Annotated in this window: 17 protein-coding genes; 11 read left to right on the top strand and 6 right to left on the bottom strand. The window is 67.9% G+C overall.

All coding sequences use genetic code 11. The features are described from left to right. Positions 1-7: 7 nt before the first annotated feature. On the bottom strand, positions 8-958 hold the full coding sequence (locus VEC57_01675; GenBank protein ID HYB97819.1) for a phosphate ABC transporter substrate-binding protein: 951 nt from the start codon (positions 956-958) through the stop codon (positions 8-10). Between the two features lie 10 nt (positions 959-968). Then, positions 969-2090 (bottom strand): phosphate signaling complex protein PhoU, encoded by a 1122-nt coding sequence (gene phoU, locus VEC57_01670; protein ID HYB97818.1) that lies wholly within the window; start codon positions 2088-2090, stop codon positions 969-971. A 363-nt stretch (positions 2091-2453) separates the two neighbouring features. Here phoU and VEC57_01665 point away from each other — a divergent pair, with 363 nt between their 5' ends. The 6 genes from VEC57_01665 (at position 2454) to VEC57_01640 (ending at position 8341) form a co-directional block, all read left to right on the top strand. Beyond that, positions 2454-2918 carry an OB-fold domain-containing protein gene (locus VEC57_01665; GenBank protein ID HYB97817.1) on the top strand — a complete coding sequence of 155 codons (465 nt, stop codon included), beginning with the start codon at positions 2454-2456 and terminating at the stop codon, positions 2916-2918. Between the two features lie 2 nt (positions 2919-2920). Next, a complete protein-coding gene (locus VEC57_01660; GenBank protein HYB97816.1) occupies positions 2921-3424 on the top strand; it encodes a Zn-ribbon domain-containing OB-fold protein in 504 nt (167 codons plus the stop codon). Further along, entirely contained in the window at positions 3424-4479 is a 1056-nt protein-coding gene (locus VEC57_01655) for a thiolase domain-containing protein (GenBank protein HYB97815.1), read from the top strand. Before VEC57_01660 ends, VEC57_01655 begins: the two co-directional genes overlap by 1 nt. Further along, positions 4479-5636, top strand: a complete 1158-nt coding sequence (locus VEC57_01650; protein ID HYB97814.1) for a thiolase domain-containing protein — start codon at positions 4479-4481, stop codon at positions 5634-5636. The genes VEC57_01655 and VEC57_01650 overlap by 1 nt, the downstream gene beginning before the upstream one ends. Positions 5637-5714: 78 nt before the next feature. Then, positions 5715-7343 (top strand): acyl-CoA synthetase, encoded by a 1629-nt coding sequence (locus VEC57_01645; GenBank protein HYB97813.1) that lies wholly within the window; start codon positions 5715-5717, stop codon positions 7341-7343. Positions 7344-7528: 185 nt separating this feature from the next. After that, positions 7529-8341: a crotonase/enoyl-CoA hydratase family protein gene (locus VEC57_01640; protein HYB97812.1), complete on the top strand. Its 813-nt coding sequence runs from the start codon at positions 7529-7531 to the stop codon at positions 8339-8341. 170 nt (positions 8342-8511) lie between these two features. Here VEC57_01640 and VEC57_01635 read toward each other — a convergent pair whose 3' ends face one another. Both VEC57_01635 and VEC57_01630 read right to left on the bottom strand, forming a co-directional pair. Beyond that, a complete protein-coding gene (locus tag VEC57_01635; GenBank protein ID HYB97811.1) occupies positions 8512-8703 on the bottom strand; it encodes a ferredoxin in 192 nt (63 codons plus the stop codon). 193 nt (positions 8704-8896) lie between these two features. Then, on the bottom strand, positions 8897-10231 hold the full coding sequence (locus tag VEC57_01630; protein ID HYB97810.1) for a cytochrome P450: 1335 nt from the start codon (positions 10229-10231) through the stop codon (positions 8897-8899). Positions 10232-10284: 53 nt separating this feature from the next. Between VEC57_01630 and VEC57_01625 the strand changes: the two genes are divergently transcribed. The 4 genes from VEC57_01625 (at position 10285) to VEC57_01610 (ending at position 14303) form a co-directional block, all read left to right on the top strand. Next, positions 10285-10971: a PaaI family thioesterase gene (locus tag VEC57_01625; protein ID HYB97809.1), complete on the top strand. Its 687-nt coding sequence runs from the start codon at positions 10285-10287 to the stop codon at positions 10969-10971. Between the two features lie 91 nt (positions 10972-11062). Next, positions 11063-11695: a TetR/AcrR family transcriptional regulator gene (locus VEC57_01620; protein HYB97808.1), complete on the top strand. Its 633-nt coding sequence runs from the start codon at positions 11063-11065 to the stop codon at positions 11693-11695. Positions 11696-11731: 36 nt separating this feature from the next. Then, positions 11732-13720: a hypothetical protein gene (locus tag VEC57_01615; protein HYB97807.1), complete on the top strand. Its 1989-nt coding sequence runs from the start codon at positions 11732-11734 to the stop codon at positions 13718-13720. Next, entirely contained in the window at positions 13704-14303 is a 600-nt protein-coding gene (locus VEC57_01610) for a YdbL family protein (protein HYB97806.1), read from the top strand. Before VEC57_01615 ends, VEC57_01610 begins: the two co-directional genes overlap by 17 nt. A gap of 3 nt (positions 14304-14306) precedes the next feature. Here the strand turns inward: VEC57_01610 and lnt are convergent, their stop codons facing one another. Then, the gene (gene lnt / locus VEC57_01605; GenBank protein ID HYB97805.1) at positions 14307-15953 is read right to left on the bottom strand and encodes an apolipoprotein N-acyltransferase; all 1647 of its coding nucleotides are present in this window, start codon (positions 15951-15953) and stop codon (positions 14307-14309) included. Here lnt and VEC57_01600 point away from each other — a divergent pair. Continuing rightward, positions 15939-16514 carry a gamma carbonic anhydrase family protein gene (locus tag VEC57_01600; GenBank protein ID HYB97804.1) on the top strand — a complete coding sequence of 192 codons (576 nt, stop codon included), beginning with the start codon at positions 15939-15941 and terminating at the stop codon, positions 16512-16514. The two genes, lnt and VEC57_01600, sit on opposite strands and share 15 nt — an antisense overlap. On the opposite strand, the gene VEC57_01595 is transcribed toward VEC57_01600, so the two are convergent. Continuing rightward, positions 16495-16908, bottom strand: a complete 414-nt coding sequence (locus VEC57_01595) for a MaoC/PaaZ C-terminal domain-containing protein (GenBank protein HYB97803.1) — start codon at positions 16906-16908, stop codon at positions 16495-16497. The genes VEC57_01600 and VEC57_01595 overlap by 20 nt on opposite strands. Between the last annotated feature and the right edge of the window lie 10 nt (positions 16909-16918).

The raw sequence follows: 16918 nt of genomic DNA, 5'->3' as shown, positions 1-16918 counted from the left end.
GCTCGCGTCAGCTCGAGGGAATGAAGCCGCTGTCGGCGACGATCTTCTGACCTTCGGGAGAATGGATCCAGTCAAGATAGGCCTTCGTCTCTCCTGCAGGCTCGCCGGCCGTGAACATGTACAGCCATCGCGACAGCGGGTACTCGCCGGACTTGGCGCTTTCGATGGTGGGAGGCACGCACGGGGCCGCATCGTCCTTGGCCAGGCAGACCGTGCGAACTTCGGGCGTGGCATAGCCGATGCCGCTGTAGCCGATCGCGCACGGCGTCTTGGAAACGAGGTCGACCACGTCCTTGCTGCCCTGCATGTCACGCGAGCCCAGCTTGAAGTCGCTCTCCGTGCCGAGCACGGCCTCGCGGAAGTACTCGTAGGTGCCCGAATTGGACTGACGGCTGACGCGGATGATCTTCTGGTCGGCGCAGCCCGGCACATCCACGCCCACCGACGTCCACGTGTCGCAGGTGCCCTTCTCGCCGTAGATGCAGGCGAGATTGGCCAGCGTGATCTTCTGGATCGGATTGTCCTTGTGCACGTAGACGACGATGGCGTCGCGCGCCACCTTGTGCTCGACCACGTCCTTGCCGGTCTGCGCCTTGATCTTCTCGCGTTCGTCGGTGTGGATGTCGCGGCTAGAGTTGGCGATGTCGACGGTGCCGTTGATCAGTGCCGCAATGCCGGTGCCGCTGCCGCCGCCGCTGACGGCGATGGCCACGCTGGGCCTGACCCGCCGGTAATTCTCGGCCCATGCCTGCGCCACGTTCACCAGCGTGTCCGAGCCCTTGTTCTGGATCAGCGTGCGCGAGGAATCGCCGCCCGCGCACGACCACAGCAGCGCGCACGCCACGGCCGCGACGGCCGTGGGAACGCCGGCGGCGCGTGCCGCGATGGTCGTGGTCGCGCCGGCCAGGGATGTGGCGCTGGCGCTGCGCGGCGCCGTCTGCTGTCTCCTCCTGGTCATGGTCTCCCTCCTAGCTGGGCGCGCCGAGGCTGGCGACGGTCCCGTGCAGGCTCTGGATGAGCTGGGTGATGCGCTCGAGCAGGTCGTCGAACGTGCGCGTCATCGCCTGAGCCGGCGTCTCCTCGCCGGTCCCGGTCAGCGTCGGGTCCTCGATGTCCCATTCCACGATCACGGTGCGAAAGCCGAAGGTTCGCGTCGAGAGCGCGCGCGCCGCCTCGCGGTCGATGGCCACGACGACGCGGAAGCGGCTGAGGTCGCCCATCTCGTCCAGCACGGGCGAGGCCTGCCCGGCCACGTTGATCCCGCGGATGGCCATGAACTCGAGCAGGCGAGGTGAGGGCAGGCCCGGGCCGGTGGTGGCCGAGGCGAACGCGAACTGGTTGCCGGCGACCATGGCCGCCATGCCCTCGACGATCGGCGCCATCGCCGAAGCGCCCGAAGACACGAACAGAATGCTCGCATCGGCCTTCGATCGATGCTTTACGATTTCGCCGGTAAGTATGTAAAAAACTTCTTCGCAGATGTTGACGGCCTGGTCCGCGACGCGCTCGTAGCGGTTGGCCACCGACAGCAGCGAGAACAGTCGGGACAGCTCCTCGGAGCTGACCGGGATCTCCGACTCCAGCTCCTTGTAGATGTCCTGATGAATGGCGTTGGCCCTGCCCTCCAGATCGATGGTGCGGCGGGCCAGCTCCAGATCCTCGTCGAGGAACGACCGCACGGCCTGGCGCATCATGTCGACCGCTACGTGCGCAAGCTGCTCGAACTTGCCGAAGTCGCGCTCTTTTTCGCTGCGGGCAAGCAGGATCGCCTGGCGATTGATGCTTTCGGCGTAGTCGCCGACCCGCTCCAGCTCCGAGACGATCTTGGCCACGGAATGGACGAAGCGGAGGTGGGTCGCCACAGGGATGTGGCGGACGATGAACTCCACGCACATCCCGTCGATGAGGCTTTCGAGATCGTCGACGCGCGAGTCCCGCAGGATGGCGGCGTAGGCCAGCTTGGTATCGGCCGTGGTCAGGGCACGGATGGAGTCTTCGAGCCCCCGCAGCGCGAGATCGGCCATCTCGCGGACCTTGTCGCGAATGCGGGCGATGTCGTTGTGGAGCTTCTCTTCGAGGTGCGAGGTCACGCTCCCAATCCTTTCACTGGCTCACGAGCTGCCCGCGGCGAAGGGCTACAAAACCGCGCCGTGTTAACGGCCGGCCTACCGGAAAGCAAACCCGGTTTGGGCGCAAAAGAGCCGCTGCGCAGCGCGTCGCAGACCCGCCGTCGCGACGAGCCGGCCGCGCCTGGCACCAGTGCCGTGGCCCCGCGCGCAGGCTGCGTCGGCAACCACCGGCGTGGCGTCCACAGCGCGAGCGGCGCTTTGAAACCGCGCGCCGGCCCGTGCTAGAACGCGTTTCAATTTTCGCGGCCCCAGCTTTTCGTGGACGGCCTTCGGTGCGAGCCGGCGTGCAGCACGCGGCGACGCTCCGGAGCCGACGAGAGGACCATGACGCAAGACAAGGCGAAGCACTACGAAGGGGTGCTCTGGGCGGTCCATACGCTCGAGTACCCGTACACGCGCTCGGTCGGCCAGGTGATCGGCACGTTCCTGGCCGGGCTGAAAGAGGGAAGGGTGCTCGGCACCCGCACGCCCTCCGGCAAGGTTCTCGTGCCACCCTCCGAGTTCGATCCGGAGACGGGTGCCGATCTGACCGAGATCGCCGAAGTCTCCGACACCGGCGCGGTGACCACCTGGGCATGGGTGCCCGAGCCGCGCGCCAAGCATCCGCTCAGGCACGCCTTCGCATGGGCGCTGATCAGGCTCGACGGCGCCGACACCGCCATGCTGCACGCCGTCGATGCCGGCGATCCCGCTCGGATGAAGGCCGGCATGCGCGTCAAGGCACGCTGGCGCGACAGCCGCAGCGGGTCGATCAACGACATCGAATGCTTCGTGCCGGTGGAGGGCTGACCATGAGCGACGCCAGCGACATCCAGCCGCTCAAGGGCATCACGACGCCCATCAGTCTCGATTATTACATCACTCCGGGGCAGGCCACGGCGCGCTTCCTCAAGGGCATCATGGAGGGCCGCCTGCTCGGTCAGCGCTGTCCGAAATGTCGCAAGGTCTACATGCCGCCGCGCGGATCGTGCGCGACGTGCGCAGTGCCGACCGAGGAGGAGGTCGAGCTGTCCAATCGCGGAACGGTGACGACGTTCTGCATCGTCAATCTGCCGTTCTACGGGCAGGCCGTCGAGATTCCCTACGTCTGCGCGTCGATCGTGCTCGACGGCGCCGATCTTCCCTTCTTCAGCATGATCGCCGAAGTGCCCGTCGAACAGGTGCGCATGGGGATGCGCGTGGAGGCGGTGTGGTGCGACCCGGCCGAGCGCAAGCCGTCGCTCGAGAGCATCAAGTACTTCAAGCCCACCGGCGAGCCGGACATGCCGTACGAGAGCTACAAGGAGCACCTGTGATGCGCGAGGTCGCCGTCATCTCCTTCGCACAGGCACCGTCGGTGCGGCGCGACGTGCTGCGCAACGAGGTTGAAATTCTCATGCCGGTGGTGGCCGAGGCCGTCGAGCGCGCAGGCATTCCGCGCGCCGAGATCGGCTTCACGGTCTCGGGAAGCTGCGACTACATGGGCGGCATTCCCTTCTCGTTCGTCACCGCGCTCGACGGGGTCGGCGCCTGGCCGCCCATCCAGGAATCGCACGTCGAGATGGATGGGGCGTGGGCGCTGGCAGAGGCGTTCGTGCGGCTGCAGCACGGCGACGTGGACTCGGCGCTGGTGTACGGGTTCGGCAAGTCGTCCGTGGGCGACCTGCCCGACGTCATGAACCTCCAGACCGATCCCTATGTGGTCGCGCCGCTCGGCTGCGATTCCATCTCCATGGCCGCGCTGCAGGCACGCGCGATGATCGATGCAGGCATCTGCACCGAGGCGCAGATGGCCGAGGTGGCCGCGCGCAGCCGGCGCGATGCGATCGGCAATCCGTACGCGCAGGTCAAGGGCGACTCCGACCCGCGCGCGCTGCTCGGACAGCCCTACATCTCCTCGCCGCTGCGCAAGCACGACTGCGCGCCCATCTCCGACGGCGCCTCCGCGGTCGTGCTCGCGGTCGGCGATCTGGCGCGCAAGCTGTGCAAGCGGCCGGCGTGGATTCGCGGCATCGATCATCGCATCGATTCGCAGAACCTCGGCAGCCGCGATCTGACGCAGTCGCCTTCGACGCGCATCGCCGGAGAGAACGCCGGCACCGGCAAGGGAGCGATCGAAGTCGCCGAGCTGTACGCGCCGTTCACGCATCAGGAGATCCTGCTGCGCCGCGAGCTCGGCCTGGACGGCAACACCCGCATCAACCCGTCGGGCGGAGTCCTGGCCGGCAATCCGATGATGGCCGCCGGCCTCATCCGAATCGGCGAGGCCGCGGCCTGGATTCATCGCGGCGAGGCGCGGCGCACGCTCGCGCATGCGACCTCGGGCCCGTGCCTGCAGCAGAACCTCGTCTGCGTCCTGGAGGGAGAGTGATGTCTCGCCTTTGTGCCGTCGTCGGAATCGGTCAGACCAAGCATGCCGCCAAGCGCGGCGACGTCTCCATGACCGGCCTCGTGCGCGAGGCTGCGCTGCGCGCGCTCGAGGACGCGGGCACGGCCTGGGGCGACATCGATGCGCTGGTCATCGGAAAGGCGCCCGACATGTTCGAAGGCGTGATGATGCCCGAGCTATTCCTGGCCGAGGCGCTGGGCGCCGTGGGCAAGCCGATGATCCGCGTGCACACGGCCGGCAGCGTCGGCGGCACCACCGCCATCGTCGCTGCGCATCTGGTGCAGTCGGGAATGTATGAGCGCGTGCTGACGGTCGCTTTCGAGAAGCAGTCGGAGAGCGAGGCGACGTGGGCGATCACGCCGAAGATCCCGTTCCAGCCGCCGCTGGTGGCGGGCGCCGGCGGCTACTTCGCCCCGATCATTCGCGCCTACATCGACCGGTCCAAGGCGCCGGCCGACGTGGGCATGCACGTGGCCGTCAAGGACAGGAAGAACGCGCTCAAGAACCCGTACGCACACCTGCATCTTCCCGACATCGATCTGGAGACCGTGGCCAACTCGCCGCTGCTCTGGGATCCGCTCCACTACCTGGATTGCTGTCCGTCCTCGGACGGCGCCTGTGCGATGGTGCTGACGAGCGAGGAGGGCGCGCGCCGCTCGGCGGGAAAGCCGGCGTGGGTGCTGGGGACGGCGATGCGAAGCGAGCCGACGATGTTTCCGGGCCGCAATCAGATGAATCCGCGCGCCGGCCGCGAGTGCGCGGCCGAGGTCTACCGGCAGGCCGGCGTCACCAATCCGCGCAAGGACATCGACGTGGCCGAGGTCTACGTGCCGTTCTCCTGGTACGAGCCGATGTGGATGGAGAACCTCGGCTTCGCTGGCGAGAACGAAGGCTGGAAGATGACGCTGGAAGGCGCCACGGCCATCGACGGCGACATGCCGATCAATCCGTCGGGAGGCGTTCTCTCGTCCAATCCCATCGGCGCCTCCGGCATGATCCGCTTCGCGGAGGCTGCGATGCAGGTGCGCGGCACCGCCGGGGAGCATCAGATCGACGGTGCCAGGAAGGCACTCGGGCACGCCTACGGCGGCGGCAGCCAGTTCTTCTCGATGTGGATGGTGGGTACGGAGAAGCCGTAGACGACAGGCAGGCAGCCGAAAATGGCGCCGGCGCCATCGCATGCGCCGAACGAATCACCGACGCCAGGAGCCCGATTCATGGAGCTGAACATCGCCGACCTTTTCGAGCTGGTCGTGGACACCGCGCCCGATCGCGAGGCGCTGGTCTGCGGCGAGCGGCGCTTCACGTACCGCCAGCTCGACGAGGAGGCCAATCGTCTGGCGCACTTCCTGGCCGCGCGCGGCGTCCAGCCGGGCAATCATGTCGGCATGTACCTCTACAACGGCGAGGAATACCTCGTCTCCATGCTGGCGACGTTCAAGCTGCGGGCGGTGCCGGTCAACATCAACTACCGCTACGTCGAAGACGAGCTGATGTATCTGATGCGCGACGCCGATCTCGTGGCGGTCTTCTTCCAGCGCGAGCTGGCCTCGCGCGTGGCCGGCGTTCGCGACCAGGTGCCGACGCTGAAGGTGCTGGTCGAATGCGAGGACACCAGCGATGCGCCGGCCGGCACCGTCGAGGGCGCGGTAGCCTACGACGAGGCCGTCGCGTCGGGCAGCCCGCAGCGCGACTTCGCTCCACGCTCCGGCGACGACATCTACATCATCTACACCGGCGGCACGACGGGCATGCCCAAGGGCGTCATGTGGCGGCACAAGGACGTCTTCTATGCGGGGCTGCAGGGCGGCAATCCTGGCGGGCCGCCGATCCAGAAGGGCGAGGAGCTGGCCGACATCGTCCGCAACGGGATGGCGCTGACGTATCTGCCGGCCGCGCCGCTGATCCATGGTGCGGCCGAATGGGCATCCATCATCGCGTTCTTCGGCGGTGGAAAGGCCGTGCTGCAGCGAGGCAAGAGCTTCGACCCGCGGCGCGTGGCGCGGCTGATCAAGGAGGAGCGCGTCAACACGCTGACGATGGTCGGCGATGCGATGGCGCGGCCGCTGGTGGAAGCCATCGCCGAAATGGGCGAGGAGGCCGATGTCTCGTCGCTCTTCGTCATCGGCTCGGCGGGCGCGGTGCTGTCGGAGGCGGTCAAGGAGCAGCTTCGCGCGACCATCCCCAACGTCATGATCGTCGACAGCTTCGGCGCCACCGAGACCGGACATCAGGGCTCGATGATGGCGGGCACCGGACACGGCGCCGGTAGCGGGCCGCTGTTCATGATGAACGAGACCAACTGCGTGTTTGACGAGAACCGCAAGCCGGTGGAGCCCGGCTCCGGGGTCATCGGCAAGCTCGCGCGCTGCGGCCACATCCCCGTGGGCTACTACAACGACCCCGAGAAGACCGCGGCGACGTTCTTCGAGATCGACGGCAAGCGCTGGGTGATGCCCGGCGACCTGGCCACCGTCGAGAGCGATGGCACGATCCGGGTCTTCGGGCGCGGCACCGTGTGCATCAACAGCGGCGGCGAGAAGATCTTTCCCGAGGAGGTCGAGGCGGCGCTCAAGGCGCATCCGGACGTGCTCGATGCCGTCGTCGTCGGCATTCCCGACCACCGCTGGGGCGAGCGCGTGGCGGCGCTGGTGCAGCCGCGGCCCGGCAAGCAGCCGACATCGGGCGACCTGGAAGCGCACTGCCGCACCAAGGTCGCCGGCTACAAGGTCCCGCGCTTCGTCGAGTTCGTCGAGAAGATGGAACGCCATCCCAGCGGCAAGCCCGACTACCGGTGGGCGAAGACCTACGCCTCCCAGGCCGCCGGCATTGGGGTCCCGTCTTGAGCTCACGGTTCCTGCCGCAGCGCCGCCGTGCGCACGGAATCGGCGCCGTCGGCGCTCCCGCCGCCACGACCGGCCGGCCCGGTGCCCCGTCGATCCAGACGAGGTGCGTGCGGAGCGACCGGCGACGACGCGTATCGGACCGCGCGCACCAACCATTCTCCGTCAGCTGAACCAGGAGCAACGCAGTGTCTGAACAGCCCGCCCTTCTCGTCGAGCGCGACGGCCACGTCGTCACCCTGACCATGAACCGGCCCGAGGCGCGCAACGCCCTCAATCCCGAGATGATCTGCCGCTTGGCCGATGCGTGGGACGAAACCGACGCCGACGACGACGTGCGCGTGGTCATCCTGACCGGCAGCAACGGACATTTCTGCGCGGGCGCCGATCTGGACAAGCTGGTGACGCGTTCACTCAAGGGCCTGCCGCCCGAGAGCGACTGGGAGCAGCGCATCCGCGACGACTACCAGGTGATCTTCCGCGGCCTGCTGCGCAGCCGGCGCACGGTCAAGCCGCTGATCGCGGCCATCGAAGGCTCGTGCATCGCCGGCGGCGTCGAGATCCTGCAGGCCACCGACATCCGCGTGGCAGGCGAGGGCGCGCGGCTCGGCGTCTCCGAAGTGCGCTGGGGCCTGTTTCCGCAGGGCGGCTCGACCACGCGCCTGCCGCGGCAGATTCCCTTCACGCGTGCGATGGAGGTGCTGCTGACCGGCGATCACTACAGCGCCGCCGAGGCGCGCGAGATGGGCCTGATCGGCCGCGTCGTCGCCGAGGGTCAGGCACTGGCAACCGCGCGCGAGATCGCGCAGCGCATTGCCGAAAACGGCCCTGTGGCCGTGCGCAACATCAAGCGCGCGGTGCTGGAGGCCGAATGCATGACCGAGGATCAGGCGCGCGAGGTCGAGATGCGCCTGGGCATGGAAGTCTTCGGCACCGAAGATGCCAAGGAAGGGCCACGGGCGTTCAAGGAGAAGAGGAAGCCGCAGTTCAAGGGGCGGTAGCGGGACGTTTTCCCGCCACGCGTGGAGTCAGCTGCCGCGGCTCGAGAGCGGAGGGATCGGCTCCATCCCCGCGCATCTCTGAAAGGCGCGAGTCCGAAGCCTCGACGCCGTGCGGAGGAGCCTGGGCGACAGGATGGAATCTTTGCGCCGCCGCAGCGGCGCGAGCCGCTTCAATCCTGGATCGACAACGCCTGCCGCGGACACAGCCGCACCGCTTCCTTGACCTTGGCGCGAAGCTCCTCCGGAGGGTTCTCCTGAAGGACGTGCAGGTTGTCCTTCTCATCCACCTTGAACACCTCGGGAGCCACGCGCATGCAGATCGCGTTCGCCTCGCACAGATCGTAATCGACGATGACTTTCATGATGCTCCGTATTTAGCGGCAGCAGCGAGTTCTGGGAAACGCGCCGCCAGCGATCGGCCGCTGACAGCACGAAGTGATCGGGAACAGGAGATTGCCGACCGCGCGCAGTGGCGGTACACGCCGCGCGTGCCTGCTGCGCACCGCCCTCCGTGCACGCCGGCGCCCGCCGCGAGCGCGTTCGTCGGTCGGCCGCTCAGCTCTGCGAGGCCTGCGATACCTGCGCCGCCGCGGCGGGCTGAGCCTCGGCCCCGGCTTCCGCCGCCGCCGCGGCAGCCGCCGCATGCGGACACGTCGCGCGCGGCCTGGCCGCCTCGGGCGTGAATCGCACGCGCATCTCCTTGATGCCGTCGATGAAGTTCGACCGCAGGTAGCGCGGCGGCGAGACCAGCTCCATGTCGGGCAGCCGCGTCAGCAGTTCGGTGAAGATGGACGTCAGCTGTGCGCGCGCGAAGCTGGCACCGATGCAGAAGTGCTCGCCGATTCCGAAAGCCAGGTGCTCATGGATCGGGCGGGTCACGTCGAAGCGGTCGGGATCCTCGAAGATCTCTTCGTCGCGGTTGGCCGACGGGTACCACAGCACGACCTTGTCACCCTTCTTCAGCTTCTTGCCACGCAGCTCGACGTCTTCCATCACCGTTCGCCGGAAGTACATGACGGCCGGGTTGTAGCGCAGGATCTCCTCGACGGCCGCCGGAACACGCGACGGATCGTCCACGAGCAGCTTTCGCTGCGCCGGATGCTCCATGAGCAGCCGCATTCCGTGCGACGTCATCGTGCGGGTCGTCTCGTTGCCGGCGATCATCAGCATCAGGAAGAAGTAGTTGTACTGGAACGCGTCCAGGCTCTCGCCGTCGACCTTGCCGTGGTAGAGCGCGCTGGCGAGGTTCTCCTGCGGGCACTCGGCCACGGCCTCTCGCAGCTTGTTGCCGTACATGCACATCTCGGCCGCCGCCATCTTCCCTTCGTCGAAGGAGCACTGGTACTCGGGATCGTCGAAGCCGATCAGCCGGTTGCTCAGGTCGAAGACCGCCTTCTGGTCCTCCTCGGGCACGCCGACGATCTCCATGATCGTGCGCATCGGCAGCAGCGCGGCGACGTCGGCCACGAAATCGCACTCGCCGCGGGTGGCGATGTCGTCGACGATCCGGGTGGCGAGCTCCCGGATGTGGCCGTGCAGCTTCTCGATCTGGCGCGGCGTGAAGTTGTGCGCGACCAGGCGCCGGTACTTGGCGTGCTGCGGCGGATCCATGTTGAGCATCATCGAGCGCGCCCCGATCAGGTCGTCGCCGTGCAGCTCGAAGATGTTGGTGCCGCCCTCGTGCGACGAGAACGTAAGCGGCGTACGCGACATCATCTTGACGTCCTCGTACTTGGTGATGGACCAGAAGCCCTTGCCGTTGCGGTCGGGCTCGAAGCCGCACTCGCTCCAGTGGACGGGGTCCTGTTGCCGCAGCATGCGGAAGTACTCGTGCGGAAAGCCGTGGTTGAAGTTGTCGGGGTTGGAGAGATCGAGCGTGCCTGGCTTCATGACGGCCACAGTCCTTTTGGTTTCGCCGCGCCGCTCTGCATAGAGTCGGCGGCGTGCAAGAGAAGAGAGGGAGCCTGTACTTCGAGGCGGCCACGATGCCGGCCAGCGGTGCATGGGCTCAGAAGCGGCGCCTGGCTGCTGCGCTGCGCAGGATCATCGATCGCCTGGTGCTGAGCGCAGCTCCCGAAGAACAGCTCTCGCGGGCGGCGGAGGCGGCCGAACGCTATGCGGTCACTCTGGAGGAGCACGTCCAGCGCAAAGGGCAGTGGGGCTTTGCCGAAAGCGCCAATGCCGGCGACGTCGGCGCCTTCTTCGACCAGAGCCCGATGATCGGCTTGTCCAATCCGCTTGCGCCGCCGCTGACGCTGCAGGCGCGCGAGGGACGCATTCACGGCACGGGGGTGTTCGGAGCCGCTTATGAAGGGCCGCCCGGACACGTGCATGGCGGCTTCGTCGCCGCCGCCTTCGACGAGGTGCTCGGCTTTGCGCAGTCGCTCAGCGGAAATCCCGGAATGACCGGCACGCTGACGGTGCGCTACCGGCGTCCGACGCCGCTGCACACGCCCTTGCGCTTCGACGCCGGGGTCGACCGCGTCGAGGGGCGCAAGATCTTCACGTCGGGCAAGCTGTTCGCCGGCGAAACCGTCACCGCCGAAGCCGAAGGAATCTTCGTCTCGGTGGAGCCGGCGCGGTTCCTGGCGATGATGGAAGCGAGCGGCAATGAGACCGGACGAAGCTGACGAGGCGGCGATAGACGCGATGGAGTCGAACGGTTCCATGAAACGAACGTTTGTTGGGTAGCACTTTCCCCGCAAGGCGGCAAGGCCACGAATGTCAGAGACGGCGCCAATCCAGTCGGAGACCAAGTCCACGCGCGAGCGGATCCTCGACGCCGCCGAGCAGCTCTTCGCGGAGCGCGGGCTGGCCGGGACGGCGGTCCGCGATATCGCAGCCGGCGTCGGGCTGAACCCGGCAAGTCTCTACAATCACTTTCCGAGCAAGGACCTCCTCTATGAAGCGGTCCTGGAGCGCGGCCTGCAGCCGGTCATGGAGCTGCTCGTCGAGCTGGCCAGCGGGGAGCAGACGCGGGACACCGAAGACCGTGCCATCGATCGGGTCGTCACCCATCTCGCCGGCAGCCCCAACCTGGCCAAGCTCATCACCTACGAGACGCTGGCGGGCGGCGAGAGGCTGGCGCGCATCGGCGGCAAGTGGCTCGGCCCCATCTACATGCGCGGCATCGAGGCGCTGCAGCGCAGCCGCGCCGTCGAGCAGTGGGAGGCGCAGGAGCTGCCGCTGCTGATGGTCGCGTTCCAGAGCCTGATCCTCGGCTACTTCGCGATGGCGCCGCTGCTCGAGCAGATGTTCGACCTCGACGCGACCTCGCCCGAAGGTCTGGCCCGCCAGACGGCATTCCTGCGCAAGATCACGCATCTCCTGATTCCTCCGCGCGACGCCGTCTGACCTGGGCGGCGACGGCCCAGGTTCCCATGCACTGACATGCGCCGCGCCATTCTTGCCGCCGGCGTTCTCGTTGCGACGGTCCTGCTGCTCGTCGTTGCGCTGTACGCGACGCTTCCGCTGTGGAGCGGCACCGAGCTCGTACGCAGCGAGCTGCAACGCCAGCTCCTGCTGGCGGGCTACGACGTGCAGGCGGCTTCGGTGCGGATGGATCGGGAGCTGTCGGTGACGGCGACCGACGTCGTGATTCGCGACGCGGGCGGCCGCGAGGTGGCCGCCGCGCCGCTGGTGGAGGTGTTCAACACGTTGCGCCTGCAGCCGCCCTACCTCGTCACCACGGCGCGCCTCATCCGGCCGCGGCTGTCCATCGACCGCACGGGCGAGGACGGCAGCGTGCTGCGCAGCCTTCTTGCCACGGCGCTGCCGGCGCCGCTGGAGCGCCTGGAGATCGAGGAGGGCGCCGTGCGGATCGGCGATGCGGCAACCGCCAGGGGAACCCTGGTCCTGGATCAGCACGCCGGCGCGCTGGGCATTACCGCCACGACGCTCGACATCTCGGATCCGTCGGCGACGCGCGCCGCCGAGAAGCTGGCGGGTCGGCTGCGACTCGAGAGGCTGCCGCGCGAAGCCGCCTCCACGGATCAGCGCTACGCGCTCGAGCTTCAGATCGGCAGCGGCTCTGCATTGTGGGACGAGGTGCTCGTGGACCTGGGCGCGTTTCCCGTCTCGGCTGCCGCGACCGCCACCGCCGCGGCCAAGACGGTGGATCTGGACATTGCCAGCGCCGAGCTGCGCGGCCTGCTGAAGATGCAGGCGGCGTTCACCTGGACGCTGCAGGACGAGCTCTCGCGCTGCTCACTGCATCTGAGCGCCGAAAACCTCGAGCGATCCTTCGACAAGCTCGTGCGCGAGCCCTTCGGCGCCGCCTATCCGGCGCTCGCCAATCTCACCGTCACCGGCAAGTCCTCCGTGCGCATGACGATCACGGGCGCCGGCTCGGACGCGCCGGCAATCTCTGGCGTCGTCCATGCGCAGTCGCTGCGCGCCAGCTCGCCGGCTTTCCTGCTCGACGACCTGACGGCACGCATCCCGTTCTTTTCTCGCAATGCCGAGCCCGTCGTCGACATCGGCGGAACGCTCGCGGCAGCCGACCTGCGCATCGGCGGCATCCGCTTCGGCCCCTTTCGCATCGAGTCGATCGCTCGCGCCGGGCGCCTCGATGCGACCGCGCCCGTGACGCTGAGGGTAGGGGGCGGCGCGCTGACGCTGGAGGACCTCGCGCTGGTCGAGCGCGAGGAGCGCACGCTGCAACTGCGCGCGCGTGGTCTGCTGCGCGACGTCGATCTTTCGAGGCTGCTGCAAGATGCAGGCTGGCCTGCGGTGCAGGGGCGCCTGGAAGGTGACCTTGGCGGCATGGCCATGGATCCGGTGGCACTGAGCGTTACCGGCGCCGCCACCGCGCACGTCTTCGGCGGCAGGGTGCACCTGCGAGACATGTCCATCGGCACGCCCTTCTCGCGCGTGTCGGTGTTCCGGCTCGATGCCGTCGCCGAAGACCTGCAGCTGGCGGAGATGACGCAGGCGCTGCCGTTCGGGCACATACGTGGCGTGCTCGAAGGGCACGTCAACGACCTCGAAATCGCGGCCGGCCAGCTCCAGTCGTTCGACGTGGACCTGCATTCGGTGCCGCGGCCGGGCGTCGCCCAGACGATCAGCGTTCGGGCGTTGTCGAAGCTGAGCGCGCTCGGCGGCGCCGACGCCTCGCTCGGCGGCATCGCTTTGCGGCTGGTCAACGAGTTCCGCTATTCCAGGCTGGGCGTGCGCGGCAGCCTGAGAAACGATCAATTCGAACTGCACGGAGTCGAGCGCGCCGACGACGGCGGCGAATACCTGGTCAAGGGCAGCTTGCTCCCGCCCACGGTCAACGTCATCAGCCATACGCAGCGGATGTCGTTCTCGGAAATGCTGTCGCGCCTGCGCAGCCTAGGCGAGGAGGAAGGAGAAGCGCGTGATGCAACGTCGCAATAGTATCCGATCGCTCGCCCTCATGTTCGCGATGGCCGCCGCCAGCGCGTGCGTGACGGTCAACATCTACTTTCCGGCGCCGCAGGTACGCGAGGCCGCCGAGCAGATCGTCGAGGAGACGTGGGGCGATGCCGCAAAGGACGCTTCCGTGCAGCCGCGCAGCAGCCTGTCGCCTGGGAGGCTGCTGGCGATGGCTTCGTCTCTCCTCGTCGCCGATGCGCACGCTGCCGATCCGGACGTCAACGTCTCCACGCCCGCCATCCGCGCGTTGAAGGACGCCATCAAGGCTCGCTCCGCGCAGCTGCGTCCGTACATGAACAGCGGCGCGGTGGGCATCGACCGCGGCGGCGTGTTGGTCGCGCGCGATCTTGCGGGTCTGGACCTGGCGGGCAAGGCGGCAGTGCGACGGCTGGTCGAAGCGGAGAACCGCGACCGCACGCAGCTCTACCGCGAGATCGCGGCGGCCAACGGCTACGGAAGCGAGCGCGTGCGCGACATCCAGCAGATCTTCGCCGAAACATGGGTCGCCAAGGCGGAGCCCGGCTGGTGGGTGCAGGACGCAGGCGGCACCTGGCGCCGGCGCTGACCGTCACGCGTTCGCCGGCTTCTCGTCGCGGAAGGCACGGTTCGCGGCCTGCCGGCGGCGGCGCAGCGCATGCCCGCACAGCAGCGCCGAATGCACGAGCGCAGCCCAGGCCGCCCAGTCTCCCCACCGGTGAAAGAACGACAGCGGCTTGTCCGCGGGCGCCACCTCGAACAGACGCACGCCCGTCGATCGCACGCTGCGCTCGCCGATCGGCGCGCCGCGCGCATCGACGGCGCCCGTCACCCCTCCGTTGGCCACTCGCACCATCGGGCGGCGGCTTTCGGCTGCGCGCAGCACGCTCATCACGTGATGCTGCTCGGGGCCGTATCCGGCGCCGAACCAGGCATCGTTGGAGATGTTGACGAAAACGTCCGCGCCCGTCATGGCCGCCGCGCGCGCATAGCCGGGATGGATCGCCTCCAGGCAGATGAGCGGGGCGACTCGCCATCCGGCGACGTCGAACAGCACGACACCGTCGCCTTCATCGTACTGCGCGCTCGGAGCAATGACGGGCATGAAGGCGGGAGAGGTCTCGATGTAGGGCAGCAGATGCAGCTTGTCGTAGTGCGCGACCGAGCCGTCCGGCGCGAACAGCCAGGCGCTGTTGAAGAAGCGTGCGGTGCCGTCCCCGCCCGAGCTGCTGCGCGGCGCACCGACGAGCAAGGCGCTGCCGAGCGTGCGCGCCAGGTCGGCGAGGCGCTCGCGCACGGCCTTGTCCGCGTCCAGAAGTAGGGGAACCGCGTTCTCGGGCCACACCACCAGGTCGACGCGTCCCGGCTCGAGCTCTCGCGTCATCTCGACGTATCGCTGCAGATGCGCCATGCGCAGCTCGGGCTTCCACAGATCGGTGCCGGCGATGTCGGCCTGCACGCCTGCCACGCGAAGCGGCAGCAGCGCGCGGCCAGCGGGCGCCGGCCGGGTCGCCCACGCCAGCAGCGCCAGAACGACGGGACCGGCAACGGCCAGATCGATGGCCAGGCGTCGCGCGCGCGCATCGATGTCGCGCCGCAGCGCCACGCCGATGGCGGCTCCCGTCAGTGCGCAAGCCCAGGTCAGGAGCCAGACGCCGCCGGCGCCGGCAGCCTCGCGCAGCACCGGCACGTCATGCAGGCCCTGTCCGAGCAGCGCCCAGGCATTGCCGGCAGCGGCAGCGCGCACGTACTCGAGGCCCGTCCACAACGAGGCCGTGCCGAGCACCGCTTGCACCGGCGAGGCCGCGGCCAGCAGCCGCAGCAGCGCAAACAATGCGGCATAGAAGACCGCCACGTAGCCGCCGTTGACGGCAACGGTGAAGGCGGCGGCGAAGGTGGCGGGCTTGTCGAAGTACTGCGCCGCCGCCTGGTACATCCACGGGCCCACGATCATCAGCGCCGCCAGCCACCCGAACGCCAGTCCGGAGCCGGCGGCAGCCGCCAGCGAGCATCGCAGGCTGGGATCGAGCAGGACCAGCGCGACCGGCGCCACCGCCACCAGCGCGATGGTGCCGACGTCGAACGGCGGGTAGACGAACGCGAAGAGGAGGCACGCGACGGCCACCATCGATGCCAGTGCGATGTGGCCGCGCTTTCGCACCTCGGCTTCCGCCGCGACGGCGCGTTCTTGCTCCGAATCGCCGCAGCCGGCATCTGTGGCCTCGTGCAATCGATTCACGACAGCGTCTTCCTGGCGCCGACGGCCGCCGTCCATGGCAAAGTCACCATCGGCGAAGGCTCCTCGCTATGGTTCAACTCGGTGATCCGATGCGAGTGCTGCCACGTCCGCATCGGCCGCATGACCAACCTGCAGGATTTCGTGATGATCCACGTCGGCTACGACGTGCCGACGATCATCGGCGACTTCTGCTCGATCACCCATCACGCCACCGTGCACGGTGCGACGATCGGCGATGCCTGCCTGATCGGCGTAGGGGCGGTTGTGATGGACGGTGCGGTGATCGGCGCGGGCTCGATCGTGGCCGGCGGCGCGGTGGTCAAGGAAGGCTCGACCTTCGAGCCCGGCTCGATCATCGCCGGCATTCCGGCCAAGGCCATCAAGCAGCGCGACTCCGCACGCGAGAATCGCCTCAACGCCTGGCTCTACCATCGCAATGCGCAGGCCTACCGGCGGGGCGATCATCGTGCGTGGGAAGGCGAGGAGTTCGAGCGCTGGAAGGTGCAAAAGTGGGCCGAGATCCAGCGTGACGAAGACCTCCTCATCGAAACGCGACGGTGACCGAGCCGGGCGTCGTCTTCTTTCCTTCGGCGTTCTCGGTCCAAACGTCGATCTCCACCGTTCTCTTTCCGTTTTCGTCCGACTTCTTCTTGATGACGCCCTTGCAGACGAACGTCGCGTTCGGGAGGTCCATGCCGCGGTACTGGCACGAGATCCTCTCGATGCGTCCGGCGTGGCCCAGCCAGTCCGAAACGAGCTGTCCGAGCGACGCGTACTTGAAGCGCCCGTGGACGATGATGGAGCCGATCTGCTTGGACTGCGGGAAATCGTAGTCGTGGTGCAGCGGATTGAAATCGCCGCTGCCGGCCGAGTACTTCACCAGCGTCTGCAGGGTCGGGGTCTTGCGCAGCTCGGGCAGCGCCTGGCCTTCCTCGATCTCTTCGAATCGCGGCATGCTCGCCTCC

The sequence above is a fragment of the Candidatus Limnocylindrales bacterium genome, assembly GCA_035626395.1.
Lineage (GTDB): Bacteria > Desulfobacterota > Binatia > UBA1149 > CAITLU01 > DASPNH01.
The sequence above is the reverse complement of the archived record's forward strand: the minus strand, read 5'-3'. Positions and strand labels throughout refer to the sequence as shown.

What these genes read in the sequence shown, in the direction of transcription:
- VEC57_01675 (HYB97819.1), bottom strand. Translation starts at nt 958, where the DNA reads ATGACCAGGAGGAGACAGCAGACGGCGCCGCGCAGCGCCAGCGCCACA.
- VEC57_01665 (HYB97817.1), top strand. Translation starts at nt 2,454, where the DNA reads ATGACGCAAGACAAGGCGAAGCACTACGAAGGGGTGCTCTGGGCGGTC.
- VEC57_01660 (HYB97816.1), top strand. Translation starts at nt 2,921, where the DNA reads ATGAGCGACGCCAGCGACATCCAGCCGCTCAAGGGCATCACGACGCCC.
- VEC57_01655 (HYB97815.1), top strand. Translation starts at nt 3,424, where the DNA reads ATGCGCGAGGTCGCCGTCATCTCCTTCGCACAGGCACCGTCGGTGCGG.
- VEC57_01650 (HYB97814.1), top strand. Translation starts at nt 4,479, where the DNA reads ATGTCTCGCCTTTGTGCCGTCGTCGGAATCGGTCAGACCAAGCATGCC.
- VEC57_01645 (HYB97813.1), top strand. Translation starts at nt 5,715, where the DNA reads ATGGAGCTGAACATCGCCGACCTTTTCGAGCTGGTCGTGGACACCGCG.
- VEC57_01635 (HYB97811.1), bottom strand. Translation starts at nt 8,703, where the DNA reads ATGAAAGTCATCGTCGATTACGATCTGTGCGAGGCGAACGCGATCTGC.
- VEC57_01630 (HYB97810.1), bottom strand. Translation starts at nt 10,231, where the DNA reads ATGAAGCCAGGCACGCTCGATCTCTCCAACCCCGACAACTTCAACCAC.
- VEC57_01620 (HYB97808.1), top strand. Translation starts at nt 11,063, where the DNA reads ATGTCAGAGACGGCGCCAATCCAGTCGGAGACCAAGTCCACGCGCGAG.
- VEC57_01615 (HYB97807.1), top strand. Translation starts at nt 11,732, where the DNA reads ATGCGCCGCGCCATTCTTGCCGCCGGCGTTCTCGTTGCGACGGTCCTG.
- VEC57_01610 (HYB97806.1), top strand. Translation starts at nt 13,704, where the DNA reads ATGCAACGTCGCAATAGTATCCGATCGCTCGCCCTCATGTTCGCGATG.
- VEC57_01595 (HYB97803.1), bottom strand. Translation starts at nt 16,908, where the DNA reads ATGCCGCGATTCGAAGAGATCGAGGAAGGCCAGGCGCTGCCCGAGCTG.